This window comes from Mycobacterium montefiorense, assembly GCF_025823255.1.
GTDB classification, from domain to species: domain Bacteria; phylum Actinomycetota; class Actinomycetes; order Mycobacteriales; family Mycobacteriaceae; genus Mycobacterium; species Mycobacterium montefiorense.
In genome coordinates, this window is sequence record NZ_JACKVL010000013.1 from 965771 (window position 1) to 984425 (window position 18655).

Annotated in this window: 1 protein-coding gene and 2 pseudogenes; all 3 read left to right on the forward strand. The window is 66.3% G+C overall.

Features of this window, described 5'->3' with window-relative positions:
- Nucleotides 1-7: 7 nt before the first annotated feature.
- Nucleotides 8-16562: pseudogene (locus H7K34_RS18050) on the forward strand (amino acid adenylation domain-containing protein); the annotation flags it as partial.
- Nucleotides 16563-16769: 207 nt separating this feature from the next.
- Nucleotides 16770-17963: pseudogene (locus tag H7K34_RS27065) on the forward strand (thioester reductase domain-containing protein); the annotation flags it as partial.
- A gap of 104 nt (nucleotides 17964-18067) precedes the next feature.
- A complete protein-coding gene (locus H7K34_RS18055; protein ID WP_264063358.1) occupies nucleotides 18068-18637 on the forward strand; it encodes a carboxymuconolactone decarboxylase family protein in 570 nt (189 codons plus the stop codon).
- Nucleotides 18638-18655 lie beyond the last annotated feature (18 nt).

Sequence of the window (18655 nt, forward strand, 5' to 3'; positions counted from 1 at the left end):
CCTGGGTATGGGGACTCGGGTGGAGCTCTGGGGGTCTCACATGGAACGTGGTGAGCAGACACACCCGCTGACGCGTGGGCAGCTGGACATTTGGCTGTCGCAGGAAACCGGCTTTGCCGGCACCGAGTGGCAGCTCGGCCTTTTGGTGCGCATCGAGGGTGACGTCGATCGCGATTTGCTGCAGCAGGCGATCCGCCAAGTGGTCGCCGAAGCCGAATCCGGCCGGGTCGCGTTCTTCGAAGCGGATGGCCACGTTTTGCAAAAGGCTGTCGATTATCCGGATACCGAGCTGGGTTTCTATGATTTAAGAGGCGCGGAGGATCCTGTTCGAAAAGCCCGCGAAACGGCATCGTCAATTCAACGTACGCCAATGCCATTCTCTGGTCCGCTTTTCATATTTGCGTTATTCCAAACACAAGACAGTGAATTCTATTTGTTTGCTTGCTGTCACCACATCGCGGTAGACGGCATGGGCATGGCCCTGGTGAGTCGCCGGGTTGCCACCATCTACTCAGCGCTGGTCGCCGGTGAGCCGGCGCCCGACGCGTATTTCGGCTCCTTGCAGGACTTGATCGACTGCGAGTCCGGCTACGAGGCGTCCCCCGACTATCAGGACGACCAGGCCTATTGGCAGGAACACCTGCCCTCGGAAAGCGGATTCCATTACCGGCTACCTCAGGCCACGGCCGAGCGCGACCCGTATCTGACTTCCGCGTCGGTTCAGGTGGACCCGGCGGTCGTGGGCCGAATGCAGCAATTGACGAAACAGCTTCGGGTACGCCGGTATTCGGCTATTACCGCCGCGTGTGCGCTGCTGGTACGCGGATGGTCTGGGAACGCTTCCGAGGTGGTGCTCGATTTCCCGGTCAGCCGCCGGGTGACCGAAGCATCGAAGAAACTGCCCGCGATGCTTGCCGGAGTTGTTCCGTTGGTCTTGACGACATCACCGGAGTCGACGGTTGCCGATTTCGTTGCCCATGTCGACACGCGAATTCGGGAGTTGTTGCAGCATCAGCGTTTCCCGGTGCACGCCCTCGAAGGTGAGGGTGGCGCCAGACAGGACGCGAATCGGGTGGGCGTCAACTTCATCCCGTCGCGCCTGACCCTGAACCTTGCCGGTGCTCCGGCGCATGCGTCGTACACCAACCACGGCCCGGTTGGCCACTTCGGATTTTTCTTCCTCGGTGCCGGCGATCAGCTCCACCTGAGCACGGCCGGTCCGGGGCAGCCGTTCGCGAATTTCGCCGTCCCCGATCTTGCCGCGCGGTTGCAGCGCGTCCTGTTGGCGATGGTCGAGAACCCCGACGCGCCACTGTCGTCGATCGAGGCTCTGGACGCCGGTGACTCGGCCCGCCTTGACGAGATCGGTAACCGCGCGGTGCTGACCGAATCGGCCACGGCGAAGCTGTCGATTCCGGCGGTGTTCAGCGGACACGTCGAGCGCACCCCCGAGGCAGTGGCGGTCACTTTCGAGGGCCGATCCACCACTTATCGGGAACTCGACGAGGCCGCTAATCGATTGGCGCACTTGCTGGCCAGCGAAGGCGTGGGCCCCGGCCACTGTGTGGCCCTTCAGTTTTCCCGTTCGGCCGACGCGATCATCGCGATCCTGGCGGTGTTGAAGACCGGTGCTGCGTATCTGCCGATCGACCCGGCACTGCCTTCGGCGCGAACGGAGTTCATGGTCGCCGACGCCGCGCCGACCGCGGTGGTTACTACCGCCGATCTCCTGTCGCGGTTGAACGGCCGGGATCTGGTGGTCATCGACGTCGCTGATCCGCGTGTCGCGACGCAGCCCAGCACCGCATTGCCGCCGCCGGACCCGGACAATATCGCCCATATCATCTACACGTCCGGCACCACCGGCACTCCCAAAGGCGTTGCCGTCACGCATCACAACGTCACGCAGCTGTTCGCCAGCTTCGATGCCGGCCTGCCGCGGACCGGGGTGTGGTCGCAGTGCCACTCGCTGTCCTTCGACTTCTCGGTGTGGGAGATCTGGGCTGCCCTGCTCGGGGGCAGGCGCCTGGTTGTGGTGCCCGAGTCGGTGACTCGCTCACCGGAAGACTTCCACGCCTTGCTGGTTGGCGAACACGTCAGCGTGCTCACCCAGACACCCTCTGCGGTCGGGATGCTCTCACCCGAGGGTTTGGAGACGGCGGCGTTGGTGGTCGCGGGCGAGGCCTGCCCACCCGAGGTCATGGACCAATGGGCACCCGGACGGGTGATGATCAATGGCTACGGTCCCACCGAGACCACGGTCTGTGTGGCGATCAGCGCACCACTGGTGCCCGGATCCGGCGTGGTGCCGATCGGTTCGCCGGTCCCCGGTGCGGCGTTATTCGTGCTGGACCGATGGCTGAAGCCGGTGCCGCCGGGCGTGGTCGGTGAGTTGTATGTGGCGGGAGCCGGGGTGGCGTGTGGATATGTGCGCCGGGCCGGGCTGACCTCGTCGCGCTTCGTGGCGTGCCCGTTCGGGCAGCCGGGGGATCGGATGTATCGCACTGGAGACCTGGTCTCGTGGGGCGACGATGGACAGCTGCTCTACCTCGGTCGCGCAGACGAACAGGTCAAGATCCGCGGGTACCGCATCGAGTTGGGTGAGGTGCAGGCCGCGCTCGCCGCGCTGGACGACGTCAAGCAGGCGGCCGTCATCGCCCGCGAGGACCGTCCCGGCGACAAGCGCCTGGTCGGCTATGTCACCGGCGCCATCGACCCCGCCGCGGCGCGGACGAGGCTGGCTGAGGGACTGCCGGCCTATATCGTCCCGGCCGCGGTGGTCGTCCTGGACTCGTTGCCGCTGACCCCCAACGGCAAGCTCGACGCTCGCGCCCTGCCGGCGCCCGAGTACCACAACGTCGGTGGCGCTTACCGTGCTCCGACAACCGCGGTCGAAGAGGTCCTGGCCGCCATCTACTCCGAAATTCTGGGTCTCGAGCGAGTCGGGATCGACGACTCATTCTTCGACCTGGGCGGCGACAGCATTCTGTCCATGCAGGTGGTGGCCCGGGCCCGGGCGGCGGGTGTGCTGCTGCGTCCGCGGGACGTTTTTGTCGAGCAGAGCGTGGCCCGGCTGGCCCAGGTTGCCAACGTCGCCACCGGTGAGATCGGTGCGACCGACGAGGGTCTCGGCGAGGTGGTGGCCACACCGATCATCCGTTGGCTACAGGACACCGACGGCCCGGTCGAACAGTTCAACCAGTCGATGGTGGTGCAGGCGCCCACCGGAGTGAGCGAAGCCGACGTCGCGGTGGTGTTGCAGGCGTTGGTCGATCGTCATGCCACGCTGCGGATGCGCGCCGATGATGACGGTGTCGGCGGCTGGTCGCTGTGGGTGCCCGACGTCGGGTCGGTGAATGCTTCCGGTCTGGTGCAGTCGGTCGAGGTGCTGTCCGACGAGGCGCTCGTCGAAGCGCGGTCGCGGCTGAACCCGTCCACCGGGACGATGCTCAGCGCGCTGTGGGTCACCTCGACGTCGCAGTTGGCCTTGATCATTCATCACCTGGCCGTCGATGGGGTGTCGTGGCGAATCCTGTTGGAGGACCTCAACATTGCGTGGGCCCAGCATCACAGCGGGCAGGACGTGGAGCTGCCGGCACCGGGCACGTCCTTCGCCCGCTGGTCGGCACTGCTCGAAGAGCACGCCCGCTCCGAGGCCGTCGTGCGGCAAGTGGACGCCTGGCGGCAGGTGGCGTCGACCCCGGCCGTGTTGCCGGCGGTGCAGCCCGCGGTGGACACGCACGCCAGCGCCGGGCGGTTGTCAGTAGACCTGGATGTCGACACGACGCGTCAGATCCTGGGCGAGGTTCCGGCCGCGTTTCACGCTGGGGTGCAAGACATTCTGTTGATCGCGTTCGGGTTGGCCTGGGCGGAATTCCTGGGCTCCCCGGGCAAGCCGCTGGGTATCGACGTCGAAGGCCACGGGCGCAACGAAGAGCTGACTCCCTACGTCGACCTGTCGCGCACGCTCGGGTGGTTCACCACCAAGTACCCGGTGTCGTTGACCGTCGGCGGGCTGGACTGGGCACGGGTCACCGCCGGCGACCCGGCACTCGGTGCCGTCATCAAGGAAGCCAAGGAACAGCTGCGCGCTCTGCCCGATGGGCTGACCTACGGTCTGCTGCGCTACCTGAACCCCGAGGTAGACCTGGCCGGAACCGACCCGGCGATCGGGTTCAACTACTTGGGCCGCATGGGCGCCTCGGCGGCCGAGCTCTCCGAAGATCTTTGGCGGGTCAGCCAGGAGAGCCTCGACCTGGCCGCCGCGGCCGCGGCGATACCCATGCCGCTGGCACACACCGTGGAGCTCAATGCCGGCACGATCGACAGCGACGCCGGGCCGCATTTGCACGCCAACTGGACCTGGGCCCCTTCAGCTCTCGACGAGACCCAGATCAACAGGCTGAGCCAACTCTGGTTCGACGCGCTTGTCGGCATCTGCGCGCATGTGCGCAGCGGTGGCGGCGGGCTGACACCGTCCGACGTTGCCCCGGCCCGTCTGAGCCAGCAGCAAATCGACGACCTGTCCCGGCAGATCCGCATCGCCGATGTGCTCCCGCTGACCCCCGTGCAGCAGGGACTGTTGTTCCACGCCGCGATCGCGGAAGGCTCCGGCGACGACCTGTATGCGGTGCAACTGGGTATCACCGTCACCGGCCCGCTCGACCAGAAGCGGCTGCGCGAGGCCGTTCAGTCGGTGGTCAATCGCCACCCCAACCTGGCGGCGCGGTTCAGCCAACAGTTCGACGAGCCGATCCAGATCATTCCGGCCGAGCCCGTCATGGCGTGGCAGTACGCCGAAATGAGCGGTGCCGACCCCGAAGTCGATCGGCGGGTCCAGCAGCTGTGCGCCGACGAACGCGCCGCCGTCTGTGACATCGCCGACGAGCCGGCGTTCCGGGTGGCGCTGATCCGTACCGGAGACAACCGGCACCGGTTTGTGCTGACCATTCACCACATCGTGATTGATGGCTGGTCGCTGCCGATCCTGCTGCAGGAGATCTTCACGCTTTACTACGGGCAGCGGTTGCCCGCGGCCCCGTCGTATCGAAGCTTTGTCACCTGGCTGGCCGAGCAGGATCGCGATGCGGCCCAAGCGGCGTGGGGTGAGCTGCTGGCCGGCTTCGACACGCCCACGTTAGTGAGCCCGCCGGGGCAGGCGGCTGAGCGCGGCGTCGAATCGTATCGGGTTGGTGCCGATACCACCGGAGCCCTGACCGAGCTGGCCCGCTCGCATCAGACCACCGTGAGTAACGTGCTGCAGGCGGCGTGGGCGCAGGTGCTGATGTGGCTGACGGGCCATCAGGATGTCGCCTTCGGCACTGCTGTTTCCGGCCGGCCGACCGAGTTGCCCGGCGCGGAAGCGCTGGTGGGTCTGTTGATCAACACGATTCCGGTGCGCGCCAACGCTTCAGCGACGACGACCGTTGCCGACCTGATGGGCCAGCTGCAGCGGGCGCGCAACGACACCCTCGAGTACGACCACCTGGCGTTGCGCGACATTCACCGCGTCACCGGTCACGACCAGCTGTTCGACACGCTTTTCCTCTACGAGAACTACCCGGTCGACGCCGGCGCTCTGTTGGGCGTCCACGAATTGGCCATCACCGACTTCAGCAGTCGCGAATTCAACCACTACCCCCTGTCGGTCGTGGTGACACCGGGCCACGAACTGAGCCTGCGCGTCGAGTTCGACACCCAGGTCTTCGATGTGGCCACCGTCGACACACTGATCGAGCGGTTGCGGCGGGTGTTGGTCACCATGACCACCGATCCCACGCGACGCTTGTCGGCGATCGATCTTCTTGACAGCGACGAGCATTCGCGACTTGAGGAGTGGGGCAACCGCGCGGTGCTGACGCAGCCCGCGAGTGCTCCGGTGTCGATTCCCGAGCTGTTCGCCGCACAGGTCGCCCGCGCCCCCGAGGCCGTCGCGGTCAACTGCGGGGATCGCTCCTGGACCTACCGCGAGCTCGATGAGGCCGCAAATCGGTTGGCGCACTTGCTATCCGACCGCGGTGCAGGCCCCGGCGAACGAGTGGCGGTGCTGCACAATCGATCCGCCGAGGCGATTGTGTCGCTGCTGGCGGTGTTGAAGACCGGGGCGGCTTATCTGCCGATGGACCCCGCGCACCCGACGGCGCGGATGGATTTCATGCTTTCCGACGCCGCGCCGATCGCTGCCGTCACCACGGCGGACCTGCGGCCGCGGCTGGACGCGGCCGACGTGGCGGTCATCGATATCGACGACCCAGCCGTCAGCGCGGCACCCGACACCGCATTGCCGACCCCTGCAGCCGACCACGTTGCCTACATCATCTACACCTCGGGAACCACTGGTAAGCCCAAGGGCGTGGCTGTCACGCATCGCAACGTGACGCAGTTGCTGGAGTCCCTCGACGCCGAGATGGAGCTGGGACAGGTTTGGACACAGTGCCATTCGCTGGCCTTCGACTACTCGGTGTGGGAGATCTGGGGTGCCTTGCTGCACGGCGGCCGGGTGGTCGTGGTGCCCGACTCGATCGTCCGCTCGCCGGAAGACCTGCACGCCTTGCTGGTCAGCGAACAGGTCAGCGTCTTGAGTCAGACACCATCGGCGTTCTATGCGCTGCAAGCCGCCGACGCGCTGCAGCCGGAGCTCGGCCAGCAGCTGAAACTTCAGACTGTGGTCTTCGGTGGCGAAGCGCTTGAGCCACAACGGCTTCAGACGTGGTTGCACAATCACCCGGGGCTGCCGCGCATGATCAACATGTACGGCATCACCGAGACCACCGTGCACGCGTCGTTCCGGGAGATCGTCGACGCCGACGTCGAGAGCAACAACAGCCCGATCGGGGTGCCGCTGGCGCACCTGGCCTTCTTCGTGCTGGACGGCTGGCTGCGGCCCGTCGCGCCCGGGGTGGTCGGCGAGTTGTATGTGGCCGGCGCCGGTGTGGCGGGCGGATATCTCGGCCGGCCGGACTTGACGACGACGCGGTTCGTCGCCTGCCCGTTCGGCGGACCCGGATCTCGGATGTATCGGACCGGAGACCTGGTGTCCTGGGGTACCGACGGGCAGCTGCGCTACCTGGGTCGCGCCGACAAGCAGGTCAAGATTCGCGGCTACCGCATCGAACTCGGCGAGATCCAGGCAGCGCTGGCCGGTTTGGACGGGGTAGGACAGGCCGCGGTGATCGCTCGCGAGGACCGCCCCGGCGACAAGCGTCTAGTCGGCTATGTCACGGGAACCGCGGACCCGAACGAGATCCGCAGCCAGTTGGCCGAGCGGCTCCCGACCTACATGGTGCCGGTCGCGGTGGTGGTGCTGGACTCGCTGCCGCTGACGGTCAACGGAAAACTCGACACCCGCGCCCTGCCCGCGCCGGAATACCAAGGTGTCGACAGTTATCGCGCCCCGGCCGACGCGGTCGAAGAGATCTTGGCCGGGATTTACGCCCAGGTGCTCGGAGTTGAGCGGGTCGGAGTGGACGACTCCTTCTTCGATCTCGGTGGCGACAGCATCTTGTCGATGCAGGTGGTAGCCCGGGCCCGTGCGGCCGGTGTGGTGTGCCGTCCCCGTGACGTTTTCGTCGAGCAGACCGTGGCCCGGCTGGCCCGGGTGGCCAGCCTGGCCGGCGAAGGCGGCGGCGCGGCCGACGAGGGTCTGGGCGAGGTGGTGGCCACCCCGATCATTCGCTGGCTGCGTGACACCGACGGCCCGGTCGAGCAGTTCAACCAGACGATGGTGGTGCAGGCTCCCGACGGAGTGACCGAGGCCGACGTGGCCTTGGTGCTGCAGGCGTTGGTGGATCGCCACGCCATGTTGCGGCTGCGCGTCGACGACGACGGTGCCGGTGGTTGGTCGTTGTGGGTCCCCGAGGTGGGCTCGGTGGATGCGGGGTCACTGCTGCAGTCGGTCGACGTGTTGTCCGACGAGGCGCTTGTCCAAGCGCGGTCGCGGTTGAACCTGTCCGCCGGTGTGATGCTCAGTGCGGTGTGGGCCAACTCCACGTTGCAATTGGTGCTGATCGTTCATCACCTGGCCGTGGATGGTGTGTCATGGCGAATCTTGTTGGAAGACCTCAACATTGGCTGGGCTCAGCATCACAGCGGGCAAGAGGTGGCGTTGCCGGTACCGGGCACGTCGTTCGCCCGCTGGTCGTCGCTGATTGCTGAGCATGCGCGCGTTCCCGAGGTGGTAGCCCAGGCAGAGGCGTGGCGGCAGGTGGCTGCCGTGCCCGCCGCACTACCGGCAGTACAGTCGGCGGACACGTTTGACACGGCCGGACAACTGTCGGTCGGGCTGGACGTCGAGACGACCCGGCTGCTGTTGGGTGAGGCGCCGGCGGCGTTTCACGCTGGGGTGCAAGACATTCTGTTGATTGGGTTCGCGTTGGCCTGGACGGAGTTCCTGAGCAACGGCGGGGCGCCGATCGGCATCGATGTCGAGGGTCACGGCCGGCACGAGGAGTTGGCCGCCGATGTGGACCTGTCGCGCACGATCGGTTGGTTCACCACCAAGTACCCGGTGTCGCTGGCCGTCGGCGGTCTGGACTGGGCGCAGGTGGTGGCCGGTGAGGCCGCGCTGGGTCCGGTGATCAAGGACGCCAAGGAGCAGCTGCGCGGCTTGCCCGATGCACTGACCTACGGTCTGCTGCGCTACTTGAACCCCGATGTCGACTTGGACGGAGCCGACCCGGCGATCGGCTTCAACTACCTGGGCCGGCTGGGAGCGGGCGCGGCCGACCTCTCCGGTGACCTGTGGGGCATCTCCCAGGACGACTTGGCAGGGGTGGCGGCGGCGACAACTGTCGCCATGCCGCTGGCGCACACCGTCGAGCTCAACGCCGGCACCATGGACACCGAGAGCGGCCCGCAGTTGCAGGCCAACTGGACATGGGCATCGTCGGCGCTTGATGAGGCGCAGGTTATTCGGTTGAGCCAGTTGTGGTTTGACGCGCTATCGAGCATCTGCGAGCACGTGCGTGGTGGTGGCGGCGGCCTGACGCCGTCCGACCTTGCGCCCGCCCGGATGAGCCAGCAGCAGATCGACGAACTGCAACAGCTCGACCAGATCGCCGACGTGCTGCCGTTGACCCCGCTGCAGCAGGGCCTGTTCTTCCACGCCAGTACCGCGGAGGACCTCGGCGTCAGCGGCGACGATCTGTATGCGGTGCAACTGGACATCAACATCAGCGGTGCCGTCGACTCCGACCGGCTGCGCGATGCGGTGCATGCCGTCGTCACCCGGCACCCGCACCTGGTGGCTCGCTTCAGCGGCGAGTTCGACGAGCCACTGCAGATTTTGCCGGCCGAGCCCGAGTTGACTTGGCAGTACCTCGAATTGGACGGTGACGTCGACGAGCAGGTTGAGCAGGTGGCCGCGGCCGAGCGTGCCGCCGTCTGCGATCTCGCCGCCTTGCCGGCCTTCCGGGCGGCGTTGCTGCGCACCGCGGAAGACCAGTATCGGTTTGTGCTGACCAATCACCACATCGTGCTGGATGGCTGGTCGAAACCGCTTCTGCTGCAAGAGATTTTCGCCAGTTACTACGGCCATCGGCTGCCCGCGGCCGTGTCGTACCGCAGGTTTGTCGCCTGGCTCGCTGATCAGGATCGCAGTGCGGCCCGTGCGGCGTGGCGCGAGGTGTTCAGTGGCTTTGACACCCCGACCCTGGTCGGGCCGCCGCAACGGATGGGACTTGGACCGCGGGGCGTCGAGGAGTTCCAGTTGTCCGCGGACACCACCAGCGCCCTGAGCGAGCTGGCCCGTTCCTGCCGCACCACCGTAAGCACGGTGCTGCAGGCGGCGTGGGCGCAGCTGCTGATGCGGATGACCGGGCAGCCGGACGTCGCGTTCGGCACCGCGGTTTCGGGACGCCCGACTGATCTGCCGGGCGCGGAATCCATTGTCGGCCTGATGATCAACACGGTGCCGATCCGCGCCAACCTCAACTCGGCGACTTGCTCGACCAACTGCAGAACTCCTACACCGACACACTCGAACACCAGTATTTGGGGTTGAACGAAATTCACCGAATCACCGGGCACGACCAGCTGTTTGACACCATGTTCGTCTACGAGAACTACCCGATCGACGCCGCTGCGCTGTCGGGTGTCCAGGATCTGACGATCACCAGGTTCACGAACCGCGAATACAACCACTACCCGCTTTCAGTGCAAGCCGTACCGGGCCACGAACTGGGCCTGCGCGTCGAGTACGACACCGACATCTTCGACAAGGCCAGCATCGAGACGCTGCTCGAGCGGTTGCGGCGGGTGCTGGTGGCCATGACCGACGACGCAGGGGACGAGTAATGGCCGACGGAAAACGGCGGCTCTTATCGATTGACCTCCTGGACGGTGGTGAGGCCGCGCAGTTAGACGATTGGGGCAACCGCGCGGTGCTGACCCGGCCGGTGACGGCCGTGACGATTCCGGAGCTGTTCGCCGCGCAGGTCGCAGCGGCTCCTGAGGCAGTGGCGCTGGTGTGCGGTGACCGGTCGTGGACCTACCGCGAGGTCGATGAAATCGCGGAGCGATTGGCACGGGTGCTAACCGGTCACGGCGCAAGCCCGGGTCAGACTGTGGCACTGCTATTTTCGCGGTCGGCCGAGGCGATCGTGTCGATGGTCGCGGTGCACAAGGCCGGAGCTGCCTACTTGCCGATCGACCCGGCATTGCCGGACGCGCGAGTTGGAGTTCATGCTCGGCGATGCCGCACCGGTGGCCGCGGTCACGACGGCGGCACTGCGGTCGCGCTTGGATGGAGCCGATCTGGTCGTCGTCGACTTCGACGAGCCGGGCGCCGACCCCGACACGAAGTTGTCGGCGCCGGCACCGGAGGATCTGGCGTACATGATTTACACCTCGGGTACGACCGGGGTGCCCAAGGGCGTGGCGATCACCCAACAGAACGCGACCTCGTTACTGGAAAAGCTGCACTCGGGCGTGCCGTCGGGCTCGGGACAGGTGTGGTCGCAATGGCATTCCTATAGCTTCGACGTCTCGGTGTGGGAGATTTTCGGCTGCCTGCTGCACGGCGGGCGGCTGGTGATCGTCCCCGAGACCGTGGCGAGTTCACCGGAGGACCTGCACTCCCTGCTGGTCGCCGAAAAGGTCAGCGTTCTATGCCAACCCCCTCTGCGGCAGCGATGTTGTCGTCGGAGGGCTTGGAGTCCGCGGCGGTGTTCGTGGCTGGCGAGGCGCTGCCGTCCGAGGTGGTGGACCGATGGGCGCCGGGGCGGGTGCTTATCAACGCCTATGGCCCGACCGAGGGCACCATCTATGCGGCGATGAGCACATCGTTGACGCCCGATTCGGGCGCGCCGATCGGTTCGCCGGTGCCGGGTGCGGCGTTGTTCGTGTTGGACAAGTGGTTACGGCCGACACTCGAGGGCGTCACGGGTGAGTTGTACATCGCCGGTCGTGGTGTGGCGGTCGGCTACTTGCGTCGGTCTCCATTGACGGCGTCGCGGTTTGTGGCGTGTCCGTTCGGTGAGCCTGGGGCTCGGATGTATCGCACCGGTGACTTGGTGCGCTGGGGCTCCGATGGGCAGTTGCAGTACCTGGGCCGTGCCGACGAGCAGGTCAAGATCCGCGGCTACCGCATCGAATTGGGTGAGGTACAAGCAGCTTTGGATGCCCTCGATGGGGTGCAGGCCGCCGCGGTGATCGCTCGCGAGGACCGCCCGGGCGACAAGCGGCTGGTCGGCTACGTGACCGTCACCCCGGCGGCCGACCCGGCGCAGATGCGCGCCGCACTGGCCGATCGGTTGCCGGCCTACATGGTCCCCACGGCCGTCGTGGTGCTCGACACGCTGCCGCTGACGGTCAACGGCAAACTCGACAAACGCGCCCTGCCCGCACCTGAATACGCCGGCGGCGGCGAATACCGCGCTCCATCCGACGCGGTCGAGGAGATCCTCGCCGAGATTTACGCCCAGGTGCTCGGAGTGGAGAAGGTCGGAGTCGACGACTCCTTCTTCGACCTGGGTGGCGACAGCATCCTGTCGATGCAGGTAGCGGCCCGGGCCCGGGCCGCTGGCGTGTTGTGCCGTCCCCGTGACATTTTCGTCGAGCAGACCGTGGCGCGAGTGGCCCGGGTGGCCACGATGACCGATGGCGCCGACGGCGTGGTCGATGAGGGGATCGGGGAGGTGGTGGCCACCCCGATCATCCGCTGGCTGCAAGGCGTGGTGGGCCCCGTCGAACAGTTCAACCAGACGATGGTGGTGCAGGCGCCGACCGGGGTGACCGAAGCCGACGTGGCACCGGTACTGCAGGCGTTGGTGGATCGGCATGCCACCTTGCGGTTGCGTGTCGAGGACGACGACGCGGGCGAGTGGTCGCTTGCGGTACCCGAAGTCGGGACCGTGGACGCCGCCGGTCTGGTGGCGTCGGTCGATGTGCTGTCCGACGAGGCTCTCGTCGAGGCGCGATCGCGGTTGAACCCGGCCGCCGGAGTGATGTTGAGCTCGTTGTGGGTTGGCTCCACGTCCCAGTTGGTGTTGATCATTCATCACCTGGCCGTCGATGGCGTGTCTTGGCGAATCCTGTTGGAAGACCTCAATATTGCGTGGGCTCAGCACCACAGCGGACAGCCGATGGCATTACCCCCGGGCGGGACGTCGTTTGCCCGGTGGTCGTCGCTGCTCGAGGATCACGCGCAGCTTCCCGCCGTCGTGGAGCAGGCCGAGGCGTGGCGGAGAGTGGCATCGGTCCCGGCCGCGTTGCCGGCGGTGCGCCCCGAGGTGGACACCTACGTCACCGCCGAACAGATGTCGGCGGAGCTCGATGTCGAGACGACCCGGCTGCTGTTGGGTGAGGTGCCGGCGGCGTTTCACGCTGGGGTGCAAGACATTCTGTTGATTGCGTTCGGGTTGGCCTGGACGGAGTTCCTGGACAACGGCGGGGCGCCGATCGGCATCGGGGTCGAGGGGCACGGGCGCCACGAGGAACTGGCGCCCAACGTCGACCTGTCGCGCACGGTCGGCTGGTTCACCACCAAGTACCCGGTCTCGCTGGCCGTCGGTGGCCTGGACTGGGCGCAGGTGATGGCCGGTGACACGGCGCTGGGCCCGTTGATCAAGGACGCCAAGGAGCAGCTGCGCGGCCTGCCCGATCCGCTGACCTACGGTCTGCTGCGCTACGCGAACAAGGACGTGGACCTGCAGGGGAATGACCCGGCGATCGGGTTCAACTACCTGGGCCGGCTGGGCGCGGGTACCGCCGCCGAACTCACCGGCGATTTGTGGCGGATCTCCGAAGAAGGCTTGTCGGTCGCCGGCGCGGCGACCGCGGTACCGCTGCCACTCATGCACACCGTCGACCTCAACGCCGGGACCATGGATACCGAAGCGGGCCCGCATCTGCACGCCAGCTGGACATGGGCGCCCTCGGCGCTGGACGGCGAACAGATCAGCCGCCTGAGTCAGCTGTGGTTTGAGGCGCTGACCGGTATCTGCGCGCACGTGCGCAATGGCGGGGGAGGCTTGACCCCGTCCGACCTTGCGCCCGCACGCCTGAGCCAGCAGCAGCTCAACGATCTCGAGCAGCAGTACAGTCTCGCCGACGTATTGCCGCTGACCCCCGTGCAGCAGGGGTTGCTGTTCCACGCCAGTATCGCCCAGGGCGGTGACAACGGCGACGACGTATATGCGGTGCAGTTGGGCATCAATGTGGCCGGCGCCATCGACCCACACCGGCTGCGCGACGCGCTCCAGACCGTGGTCAATCGGCACCCCAACCTGGCGGCGCGATTCTGCGCTCAGTTCGACGAGCCGTTGCAGGTCATCCCCGCCGAACCAGTCATGGCCTGGCGGTACATCCAGCTGGACAGCGATGAAATCGGCCACGACGAGCAGGTCGACCGGCTGTGCGCCGAGGAACGGGACGCCGTCAGCGACCTGGCCGCCCGGCCGGCCTTCCGCGCCGCGTTGATCCGGATCGCTGACAACAAGCACCGATTTGTGCTCACCAACCATCACATCGTGATGGACGGGTGGTCGCTGCCGATCCTGCTGCGCGAAATCTTCGCCAGCTACTACGGTGAGCGCTTGCCGGCGCCCGCGTCGTACCGCAGCATCCTCACCTGGCTCGCGGCCCAGGATCGCGGTGCGGCTCAGGCGGCGTGGCGACAGATGCTCGACGGCTTCGACAACCCGACCCTGGTAGGCCCCGCAACCCGGCTGGGACTCGGCCGCCGGCGCGTCGATTCGTACCGGGTGTCCGTCGAGACCACCAGGGAGTTGAGCACGCTGGCCCGCTCCTGCCACACCACCGTCAACACGGTGCTGCAGGCCGCGTGGGCACAGCTGCTGATGTGGCTGACCGGCCAGCGTGACGTCGCATTCGGCACCGCGGTTTCGGGACGGCCTCCCGAAGTGGTGGGCTCGGAATCGATTGTGGGCCTTCTGATTAACACGGTTCCGGTGCGGGCGAACACCACCGTGGCCACCACCATCGCCGACTTGCTCAAGCAACTGCAGGACGCTCACAACAACAGGCTTGAGCACGAGCACCTGGGGCTTACCGACATTCACCGCGCGACCGGTCACGACCAGTTGTTCGACACCTTGTTCCTGTACGAGAACTACCCGATCGACACGAACGTGCCGGTGGGTGTCCACGAGCTGGCCATCACCGATGTCACCAACCGCGAGTACAACCACTACCCGCTGTCCGTAATGGCTTTGCCGGGCCACGAATTGGGCATCCGCGTCGAATACGACACCGATGTGTTCGACCCGGCCAGCATCGAGACGCTGGTCGAGCGGTTCCAGCGGGTGCTGGCCGCCATGACCGCCGACCCGACCCAGCGGTTGTCGTCGATGGATGTGCTGGATGCCGGTGAGCATGCCCGCCTGGACGAGTGGGGCAACCGTGCGGTGTTGACCCAGCCGGTGGTCGGGGCCACGACGATTCCGGAAATGTTTGCCGCGCAGGTCTCGCGTACCCCGGACGGGGTAGCGCTGGTCGACGGTGAGCGGTCATGGACCTACCGCGAGCTCGACGAGGCGGCCGAGCGATTGGCGCGGGTGCTGGTCGACCGCGGTGCACGCCCGGGTGAGTGTGTGGCACTGCTGTTTTCGCGCTCGGCCGAGGCGATCATGGCGATGATCGCGGTGCTCAAGTCCGGAGCTGCCTACCTACCGATCGATCCGGTCATGCCCGATGCGCGACTGGAGTTCATGCTCGGCGATGCCACTCCCGTCGCGGCGGTCACCAACGCGGCCATGCGGTCCCGATTCGAGGGAGCCGACCTGCCGGTCATCGACGTCGACGACCCGGACCTGGCCGTCCCTTCGGACGTGACCTTGCCGGTGGCGGCGCCGGAGGATCTGGCCTACACGATCTACACCTCCGGTACGACCGGGATGCCCAAGGGCGTCGCGATCACGCACGCGAATGCGACGTCGCTGCTGGAATCGCCCGATCCTAATGCGCCCACCGGGCCGGATCAGGTGTGGTCCCAGTGGCACTCCTACAGCTTCGACGTCTCGGTGTGGGAGATCTTCAATGCCCTGCTCCACGGCGCGCGGCTGGTCGTGGTGCCCGAGTCGGCGGTGGCTTCTGCCCACGATCTGCGCGACCTGCTGATCGCCGAACAGGTCACCGTGGTGGGCCAAACCCCGTCGGCGCTGGCGATGATGCCGGGCGAGGGGCTGGAGTCCGCGACGCTAGTGATGGCGGGGGAGGCCACCCCGAACGAAGTAGTGGATCGTTGGGCGTCGGGGCGGGTGATGATCAACGCCTACGGTCCGACCGAGGCCACGATCTATGCCGCGATCAGTGCGCCGTTCACGGTCGGCGGGGGCGCGCCGATCGGTGTGCCGATCCCGGGTGCGGCGTTGTTTGTGCTGGACAAATGGCTGCGTCCGGCGCCCGAGGGTGTGGTCGGTGAGTTGTACATCGCGGGTCGCGGTGTAGCCGTCGGCTATCTGCGCCGGCCCGGCTTGACCTCGTCGCGGTTTGTGGCGTGTCCGTTCGGTGGGCCTGGGGCTCGGATGTATCGCACCGGCGACTTGGTGCGCTGGGGTGCCGACGGGCAGTTGCAGTACCTCGGTCGGGCCGACGAGCAGGTCAAGATCCGCGGCTACCGCATCGAATTGGGTGAGGTACAAATAGCTTTGGCCGCACTCGATGGGGTGCAGGCCGCCGCGGTGATCGCTCGCGAGGACCGTCCGGGCGACAAGCGGCTGGTCGGGTATGTCACCGTCACCGGGGACGTCGACCCGGCGCAGATGCGCGCCGCGCTGGCTGAGCGGCTGCCGCCTTACATGGTCCCCACGGCCGTCGTGGTGCTCGACACGTTGCCGCGAACGGTCAACGGCAAACTCGACAAACGCGCGCTCCCCGCACCCGAATACCAGAATGTTCTCCGTTACACGCCGCCCGCTACGCCCACCGAGGAGATCGTGGCCGGGATCTACGGCCAGGTGCTGGGCCTGGAGCGGGTTGGCGTCGAGAACTCCTTCTTCGACCTGGGCGGCGATTCGCTGTCGGCTATGCGCGTCGTCGCCGCGATCAACACGGCGTTCAATGCCAACCTGTCGGTGCGCACACTGTTCGAGGGGCCGTCGGTCCGAAGCGTGAGTGGGCGTTTGGACAGCAACGTCGACTCGGACGAGGAATCCGACCGGCACGGACCGAGTTATGTTGCCGTGCATGGCCGCGACACCGAGGGGCTTCGCGCCAGCGACCTGATGCTGGACAAGTTCATCGACGACACGACGCTCAACGATGCACCGACACTGCCCGGCCCGAGTGCCGAGGCGCGCACGGTGTTGTTGACCGGGTCGACCGGTTTCTTGGGCCGCTATCTGGCCCTGGAGTGGCTCAAGCAACTGAAACGCGTTGACGGCAAGCTGATCTGCCTGGTGCGAGCCAGCTCTGATCAAGAGGCGTGGAATCGGCTGGAGAAGACCTTTGACAGCGGGGATCCGCAGCTGGTGGAGCACTTCCATCAGCTGGCCGCCGACCATCTCGAGGTCGTCGCCGGCGACAAGGGCGAGGCCAACCTCGGCCTGGACGAGCAGACCTGGCAGCGGCTGGCCGACACCGTCGATCTGATCGTCGACTCGGCCGCTGTGGTCAACGGTGTGTTGCCCTATCGGGAGTTGTTCGGGCCCAACGTTGTCGGCACCGCCGAGCTGCTCAAGTTCGCGCTGACCACGCGGATGAAGCCCTACGCGTACGTGTCGACGTCGGACCTGGGTCGCCAGGTTGAGCCGGCGCTGTTCACCGAGGATGCCGACATCCGGGTCGTAAGTCCTACCCGCGTCCTCGACGGCAGTTACGCCAACGGCTACGGCAACAGCAAGTGGGCGGGTGAGGTACTGCTGCGAGAGGCCAATGAGCAGTTCGGCCTTCCGGTTTCGGTATTCCGCAGCGACATGATCCTGTCCGACGTCAGCTATGCGGGCCAGTTCAACGTCACCGATATCGTTACCCGGATGATTCTGAGCCTGGTGTCCACCGGCGTCGCTCCCGGCTCGTTCTACCAGCTCGACGAGAACGGCAACCGGCAACGGGCCCACTTCGACGGGCTGCCGGTCGAGTTCGTCGCCGAGGCGATCGCAACCCTGGGTGCCCAGGTGGTCGACGGGTTCGAGACCTATCACGTGATGAATCCGCACGACGACGGCATCGGAATCGACACGTACGTCGACTGGCTGATCGATGCCGGCTATCCGATTCAGTGCATCGACGATTTCGGGGAGTGGGTGCGTCAGTTCGAGGCCGGCTTGCGTGCTCTGCCGGATCGGCAGCGTCAGCACTCGGTGCTGCAGATGCTGCAGTTGATGCTGCACAATCCCGACCAGATACAGGCGCTCGAGCCGACCCGTGGATCGTTTGCGCCGACCGACCGTTTCCGCGCCGCGGTGCAGGAAGCGAAAATCGGCCCGGATAATGACATCCCGCACATCTCGGCACCGGTCATCATCAAGTACGTCACCGACCTGCAGCTGGTGGGATTGCTGTAGTCGAACCCGGCACGCACCGCGCCCGCAAGGCGCCTGGCGTGCAGCTGGCTACCATTGCCGGTGAACGCGAAGATGTTGCGCCAGTAGACCGGAGTGTTCACACGATGAAATCAGCCCGCGTGCCCGGATTGCCGATCGGTGAGGCCAAGGCCGCCGCCGACGAGGCGGCCGTTCCCGATTACATGGCCGAACTCAGCATCTTCCAGGTGTTGCTCAACCATCCGCAGCTCGCGCGTGCGGTCAACGACCTGCTCGCCACCATGCTGTGGCACGGTTCCCTCGACGCGCGGTTACGGGAACTGATAATCATGCGGATCGGGTGGCTCACCGCATGCGAATACGAATGGACCCAGCATTGGCGCGTCGCGACCCGGTTGGGCGTGACGGCCGAAGACCTGGTCGGCGTGCGCGACTGGCAACAGCACGACGCATTCGGCCCCACCGAGCGTGCGGTGCTGGCGGCCACCGACGACGTGGTGCGCCACGGCGCGGTGAGTGCTGAAAGCTGGGCGGCTTGCGAACGTGAATTGCACAGCGACAAAACGATTCTCGTGGTGCTCGTCACCGCGATCAGCGCGTGGCGAATGGTCTCGTCGATTCTGCAGAGCCTCGAAGTCCCGTTGGAGGACGGCGTGTCGGGCTGGCCGCCCGACGGGTGTGCACCCGCGAGTTGATTGCCATGTCAGGCAATA